Raw genomic sequence first — 7,506 nt, 5'->3', positions numbered from 1 at the left:
CCTCTTTCCCCTAAACTGAAACGAATGCTTGAGGACCTCTTGTGTATAAGGGGCAAGGCCGTCTTGCCCTGACTCACAAGGATGGAGAGCAGGGATGGTATCGATTGTCACGGGGAATGGCCTGGGGTTAACTGGGAGCTCGGCCAACGTACTGGGGTCTGGCGGGCAACTGCACTTGAACATTGGTGGTGTTGGCGATGCGGCCTACATCAACGCCAAGACCGGCAACCTCATCCTGCAGCGGCAAGACGAACTCCTGATTGGCCGGGGCCCTGACATCGGCATCCTGCGCACCTACAACAGCCAGGGTGCCTTCGACTTCGACAACTCAGACAACTGGCAGCTCTCCCTCTACCGCCAGCTCTCCGGTCTCACTGGCACCTTGAATGCCGTGGGCAGCACCATCACCCGCACCGGAGCTGACGGCGCCCAGCTAATCTATACCTACCATGCTGCCTCCGGCCAATACCGCAACACCGACGGCGGTGGCAGCTACGACACCCTGACCTACAGCAACAACACCTGGACCTGGCAAGACGGCGACAACCGGGTGACGGAAACCTACGAAGCGTCCGGCAGCACCTGGCGCATCAAGACCATCGCCGACCCCGATGGCAATGCCTTGACCTACACCTACGCCAACGGCCTCATCACCGAAGTCGCGGATGCCAATGGCGAGACCACCCGGCTCGTGTATGTGGGGACCCAACTGCAGCGCATCGAAATCGTGAGTGGCAGCAACACCCTCAGCACCCGCACCCGCTATGAATACGACAGCCAGGGGCGCCTCAAGACCGTCATCACCGACCTGAGCCCCGAAGACAGCAACATTACCGACGGCAACGTCTACATCACCAGCTACACCTACGACGGGACTAGCAACCGCATTGCCAGCATCACCAATGGCGGTGTGGCGGGCAGCGGCAACGGTACCACCGTCAGCTTCACCTACCATGCGGATGGCAAGGTCAAGACCGTCGCTGACGGCCTGGGCAACAGCACTGAATTTACTTATATCGCTGGCGCAGGCTTCATGATCGTCCGCAATGCCAATGGCGAAACCACCTATGCCATGGAGTACGACACCAAGGGCCAATTATTTGCGTTGCACTCCCCGGATGGTGCGTACACTTACACCTACAATGCCAACGGCGACGTCATGCGCGTCATCGATGCGCGCGGTAACGCTACCGACTACCTGTACGACGCCAATGGCAACCGCATTCGTGAGCAGGATACGGCAGGCAACGTTATTGAGCGCACTTATAGCAACCAGAACCAACTTCTGACTGAAACCCGCTATGCGGTGGCCGACCCGGACGGGACGGGACCTGCCACCGCCAGCGTCCCCCAGACCACCCGCTACATCTACAGCGCGGACAACAAACACCACCTGCGCTTCATCATCAGTGCCGAAGGCCGCGTGACCGAATACCGCTATGACGGCTTCGGCCAGCAGACCAGCCAGATCCAATACGCGGCGAACACCTACACCGCGACGGGTACCCAGACCGAAGCCAACCTCGCCGCCTGGCTCTCAGGCGTGAACAAGGCTCAGAGCCAGCGTATCGACTACACCTACGACGCACGCGGCGCGCTCAAGAGCCGCAGCCTCTACGGCAGCGTCGACAATGCAGGCAACGGCGTCAACGACGCGAGCAAAGCCACCACCTACTACACCTACGACCAGGCCGGTAACCTGCGCCAGGTCATCGATGGCCGCGGCACCGAGACCGGCAGCACCTACCTGACCAGCTATGCCTACGATGGCGCGAACCGCCTGGTGAGCCAGACCGATGCGCTGGGCAGCACCACCACCACCGTGTACAACGATGCATCGCGCCAGGTGACCATCCAGCTCGCCAACGGCCTGCAGACCATCCACACCTACGACCAGGCTGGCCGCCTTATCAGCACGGCGCAAAAGAACGGCAATACCAACACCGCCCTGGGCACCACCACCTACGCCTATGACAACTTGGGTCAGTTGCGCCAGGTCACCGACCCGATCGGGAGGAGCACCTACACCCTCTACGATACCGCGGGCCGCAAAGTGGGCGAAATCGATGGCGAGCAATCCCTCACCGAATTCATCTACAACCCCAACGGCCAGCTGATTGCCACCAGGCGCTACGCCAACCTCGTCACCGCCTCGCTTGCCAATGCCACCACCTTGACCCTGGAGGGTGTCAAACCCGCGGCGCACGCCAATGACCGCATTACGCATCGCCTCTACGACCAGGCCGGGCGCTTGGCCAAGGAAATCGATGGCACGGGTGCCGTGACCGCCTACACCTACGATGGCGCCAGCCGCTTACTCACCACGACGCAATACACCAAGTTACTGACCCAGGCTCAACAAGACGCCCTGATCACCGATCTCAACAACGGCCTCGAGATCCAGGCCAACAATGCCAATACCGTGCCTGTGGCTGATAGCGCCAACGATCGCGTGACGCGTCGCCTGTACGACAATGATGGCCTGCTGGTCGGCGTCCTCGATGGTGAAGGCTACCTCACCGAGTACCGCTACGACCAGGCGGGCCGCCAGACCCAGACCATCCGTTATGCCACCCAGAGTCCGTCTGCGCAATGGGTCACGGGCACGCTGACCCAACTGCGTCCGGCCGCCAATGCCACCAAGGACCAGGCCACCCATCGGCTCTACAATGCCCAGGGGCAACTGGTGGGAGAAGTGGATGCGGAGAGCTATCTCACCGAGTATGCATATGATCTCGCAGGTAATACTCGGGGTCGGATTCGATATGCCAGCAAAGTGACCTATGCCGTGGGCAATACGTTAGAACAGACTAGGCCTGCTGCTCATCCGGAAGATTTGGTCACTGCTACTGTGTATGATGCAAACAATCGCTTGCAATCTACACAAGAAAAAACCTTGAGCCAACACGCAATGCAAGGGCTCATGACGGTTTATACCCGTGACAATGTGGGTAATTTGCTATCGACCATAGCACTGGACTTTGCCAACTTCCCTCCCTCGGATCGCACCCAATCCCAGCGTTACGACCTGCAAGGAAGATTGATTGCCGAACTCAATGGCGAAGGCAGCAAGGCGCTGTTGGCATTGAGCGGTACCCCCACCCAGGCCCAGATCGACAATATCTGGAACACCTACGGCATTCGCTATGAGTATGATGCGGCGGGCCAGCGGATTGCCACCATCACCCCGAACGGCACCAATGCCAGCGGCTTGCGCACGCGTCACTACTACGACAACGACGGTCGCCTGACGCACAGCATCAACGCCCTGGGCGAAGTCACCGAATACCGCTACAACGCCTTTGACGAGATCGTCGCCGAGCGGCGCTACAACAGCCGGATTGCAACGGCGGTGCTGGGTACCCTGATGGGTGGCAAGACCAGCAGCCTGGGCACGGCGGTGAGCAGTCTTGCAGGAGGATATAGCGAACTCAAGACCGGCTATGACAAGTCAGGCCGTGCCATCTCCCATACCGATGCCTTGGGCAATACCAATCCTCTGGACTACAACGCCTTTGGCGAATTGAGGACTGAGGTCACCAGGATCAATAGCAGCACGACAACCTGGGCTTCCTATACCTATGATCGCCGTGGCGTGCTCAAGAGCAACTCCAATGAACTCGGTTTGAACACTACCCGTATTCTGGATGCGTTTGGGCGCGTGACCCAGGTCACGGATGCCCGCAACAACACCACCAAGTACGACTACGACCGCCTGGGCCGCCAGATCACCTTCATCGACGGCACCAACATCACGAGCCGGACCACCTATGATGCGCACGACCGCGTGCTGACCAAGGTGGACGGACGCGGCCAGACGACCACCTACACCTACAATAGCGCGGCGCGCACCATGGTCATGACCACGGCGGAAGGCGTCCAGGTCACGACCACCACCAACGGCTTTGGCGAGACCGTCAGCATCCAGGATGGCCGCGGCAACACCACGACCTATGCTTATGATGCCGATGGTCGATTGCTCAAGACCATCGACCCGATTGCCACCAATACCAATACCTACGACAAGGCCGGTCGTCTCGTCATGACCCAGGATGGTCGTGGCACCAATACCCAGTACACCTATGATGCCGCCAATCGCGTCCTCACCCAGGTCATCAATCCAGGCGCTGGCAACCTCAACCTCACCACCACCTATCGCTACGATGCCCAAGGCCGCAAGACCTGGGAACAGGATGCTACTGGTACCTGGACCCGCACTGACTTTGACGCCAAAGGCCAGGTCACGTCCATCGTCGTTGATCCCAAGCGCGGCCCCAACTGGGTCAGCGGTGCCGACGACAACCCGGCTGGCCTTAGTCTGGAAACCCGTTTTAGCTACGACGCACGAGGCAAGACTCAGATCGTTACCGAAGGCTATGGCACCCCATCGGCGACCAAGACTGTTTACCTTTACGACAAACTGGGTCGCCGTACCCAAGAGGTCATCGATGCGGACGGCCTAGCGCTCAAGACTACCTATACTTATAGTGGCACTGGCTATGTGCTGAGCAAGACCGATGCCGCGGGCAACGTCACGCGCTATACCTATGATGGTAATAACCGTGTCATCCACACTGTAGATGCCATGGGGTATGTTACAACCAATGCCTATGACGCCACCGGCAACCTGGTCAAGGTCACTCAGCATGCGACCGCGATCGACCTGACTGACCTAGCAGTGGGTATACCTCCGACCACGGTGACAGCACGACTGATCACCAGTGCGAATGACCGTGTCACCCAATCCGTCTACGACCGAGACAACCGCCTCATCTTCACTGTGGATGCCAATGGCTACGTCACGCGCAACGAGTACGACACGGCAGGCAACGTCGTCAAGCGTACCCAGTATGCCAATAAAATGCAGGGGACCTTAGCCGCCAATGCGAGGATTGAATTGCTGGCGAGTGGGACGGGCACCGGTGCCTATGTCTTGCTGAACTCCCTGCAAGACCGGGTGGAACAGACCGTCTACGATGCCTTGAACCGTGCCACCTTAACCATTGATGCGGAAGGTTATGTCACGGCCTACCTCTACACAGCGAATGGGGGGCTTTACCAGACCACGCGTTATGCCAACCCGGTCGAGCGCCGTGCTGGCCTGACGGCGAACGTTGCGCCACCGATCGTCAGCAGCGTCCCCGCCAATGGCCCTTACGTCCTGGCTTCTGCCCAGGATCAGCTCACCCAGATGGCCTATGATGCCGCACACCGTCCCATCTTCCGTTGGGATGCCGAGCGCAACGTCACCCAGTTCATCTATGACGGCAATGGTCGTGTCATCCAGGAAATCCGTTACGCCAACAAACTGGAAGGCAGCCTGGCGGTCTATCCTGGCCGTCCTAGCGTCATCGCTGCCGACGCCACCGCACCGACCAGTGGCGTCTACGTGCGTCGCAACGCCACCGAGGATCGCACCACCCAATACAGCTATGATGGCGCTGGCCGTCTCAAGGACAGCATCAACGCCCAGGGAGAGACCACCCGTCACACCTATGACGAAACCGGCAACCTGATCACCAAGACCGTGGCCTTTGGCACCAGTGCGGCGGTCACCACCCGTTATGTTTACGACAATGCCGGTCGCCTGACGGACGAGACACGCGCTGATGGCACGGCGGAGGCCATCACCACCCATTACGAGCACGACGCCCTGGGCAACCAGCTGCGCATCTTCGAAGCCTATGGCACTGCCGACCAGCGCCTGACCCAGCAGCAATTCGACCTCCTGGGCCGCAAGACCCGGGCTATCGATGCCCTGGGCAATACCATCAGCACCGACTACAACGCCTTCGGCGACATCGTCAAACTGATTGATGCTAATGGTAACGCCGGCTACTTCTATACCGACAAGCTGGGCCGGGTCACCTTGCAGATCAACCCGGATGGAGCGGTCACCACTTATAGTTACAATGCCTTTGGACAGCAGACCCAAGTCGCCAGGCTGGCTAATCGCTATACCGGTGCTCTTAGTACCACGGTTACCCCCAACGTCACCTACTCAGCCAACGACCAGCTACAAGGTTCAGCTTACAACCGTCTGGGCCAGGTCACCGCGACCACCACCTGGTGGGGAGGAATAGGTAGTAGTGATTACTATAATGACAGCTACACCTATGACGCCTTCGGCAACGTCAAGACCGCGACCGCGAGGAATGGCGCCACCACCAGCTACGCCTACGACAAACTCAACCGCAAGGTGAGCGAAACCCTGCCGGTCACCTCGAAGCAGCCGAACGGCACCTCGCTGCCTGTGGTCAACACCTATGCCTACGATGCGGCGGGCAACCTCGTGACCAAGACCGAGGCCCAAGGGCTCGCTGAACAACGCATCACCACCTACACCTACGACAAGCACAACCGCCTGCTGAGCGAAGCGGGCGAACCCTTCCAGAGCTACAACCCGGTCACCGACAGCACCGTCTCCGTCATCCCGACCAAGCGCCAGGCCTACGATGCCCGCGGCAACCTCGTGAAGGAGACCGATGCCAACGGCAACGTCACCTGGCACACCTACGACCTGAACAACCAGCGTACCGGCACCATCGCCGCGGATGGCAGCTACACCCGCTACAGCTATGACAAGACCGGCAACCGGATCAGCGAGATCCGCTATGCCAATGCGGTCAAGACCAGTGGCACTGCCCAGATCGCGGTCGGCGTCATTCCCGTACTGCTGACCACCGCACCGGCAGCGAACAGCAACACCGTGTACGTGCTGCTGGATGCCACCCAGGACAGAACCGTCCACTTCACCTATGACAAGGTGGGACGCGAGACTGGCAGCAAGATCGACAACATCACGACTGGGCAATATGACGGTAGCTATGTCATTAGCCTCTCATCGATTGAAACTCGGAAGGCCTACGACGCCAATGGCAACCTCATCAAGAGCGTTGACGCCAATGACAATATCACCCGTTATTACTACAACACTGCCGGTGAGCAAGTGGCCAAGGTCGATGCCTTGGGCTATCTCACCACCTGGGTGCGGGATGCGTTCGGCAATGTGACGAAAGAAACGCAGTATGCGCAGAGCCTGGAGAGCGGGACCTCTCCGCTTGACGTCAATGACAGTACCACGCTGGCGGCGATCCAGGCCAAGGCGGCGACCCTGGACGGGAATGCGGACAACCGCATCACCGAGCGCACGTACGATGCGCTCAATCGGGTCAAGACGGAAAGCCGGCTCAATGTGCAGGCGGGGACGATTGACACCACGACTGGGATCGTGACTCAGGCTGCCACGCCTGACCATGCCACCACGACCTACGAATACGATGGCCTCAATCACGTCACGAAGAAAACCGATGCGACGGGCGCCATCACCAGCTGGGTCTACGACAATCTTGGGCGCAGGACCAGCCAGATCAATCCGGGGTTTGTGGACTACCAGAACACCTACGTCAACCCGCGGACCGATCTGGAATACGACGGGCTCAATAACATCGTGCGTGAGATCGTGCGCGGCAAGAACGACAATATCGAGACCGATGACCACATTAC

The 7,506-nt window shown here is 59.4% G+C and carries 1 protein-coding gene; it reads left to right on the top strand.

The genetic code is table 11. The features are described from left to right. Nucleotides 1–94: 94 nt before the first annotated feature. On the top strand, nt 95–7,506 hold a 7,412-nt coding region (locus ACW4YW_RS15525; RefSeq protein ID WP_457138398.1), incomplete at its 3' end, for a hypothetical protein.

It is taken from the genome of Methylobacillus pratensis, assembly GCF_054072455.1.
The sequence above is the reverse complement of the archived record's forward strand: the minus strand, read 5'-3'. Positions and strand labels throughout refer to the sequence as shown.